Here is a 588-nt window from a genome sequence, read left to right as displayed (position 1 = left end):
CGCCGTATTCAAAGCGCTGGGTCTGGAATATGCTGAAACCTGGGCCGTGCTGACTTTCGCCCTGAATTTCATCCCGTCAATCGGTTCGATCATCGCCGTCATCTTTCCCGCAATGATCGCTCTGGTTCAGTTTGAGACGATCGGGCCATTTCTCGTGATCGTTCTGGGGTGCGGCACACTACAGTTTCTAATCGGCAACTTTCTAGATCCGGCCATGCTGGGCCGATCGCTGAACATGTCGACCTTCCTAGTGATTTTGGCATTAACTTTCTGGACTACGGTCTGGGGTCTGATCGGAGCGTTCCTGAGTGTGCCTTTGACCGTCTGCATCCTGATCATCTTCAGCCACATCCCCGCGCTGCGCCCTGTCGCGATCTTGATGTCTTTGGATGGAAGGCTCGGTGAGGATGATCGGTCGTCAACCGAACATTCGGCTTGAACGTCCGTCAACTTTGACAGCTAGCGACGAGGGCGCGTCGATCTTTCAACCTCAGCCGACCATACCCGCCTTCGATCAAGTCCAATTCGATAAGCCTGTGTAATGCTCGGTGAAGCGTTGGCGCAGAGACTGCAATCATAGCCGCCAGC

The 588-nt window shown here is 54.4% G+C and carries 2 protein-coding genes; one reads left to right on the top strand and one right to left on the bottom strand.

Features of this window, described 5'->3' with window-relative positions:
• Positions 1–439: AI-2E family transporter (locus ACR0EL_RS22565; RefSeq protein WP_480502364.1), on the top strand; the 439-nt coding region annotated here is incomplete at its 5' end.
• 7 nt (positions 440–446) lie between these two features.
• Here ACR0EL_RS22565 and ACR0EL_RS22560 read toward each other — a convergent pair.
• Positions 447–578 (bottom strand): hypothetical protein, encoded by a 132-nt coding sequence (locus ACR0EL_RS22560; protein WP_480502365.1) that lies wholly within the window; start codon positions 576–578, stop codon positions 447–449.
• Between the last annotated feature and the right edge of the window lie 10 nt (positions 579–588).

It is taken from the genome of Ruegeria sp. AH12 (assembly GCF_056541465.1).
The sequence above is the reverse complement of the archived record's forward strand: the minus strand, read 5'-3'. Positions and strand labels throughout refer to the sequence as shown.

What these genes read in the sequence shown, in the direction of transcription:
- ACR0EL_RS22560 (WP_480502365.1), bottom strand. Translation starts at nt 578, where the DNA reads ATGATTGCAGTCTCTGCGCCAACGCTTCACCGAGCATTACACAGGCTT.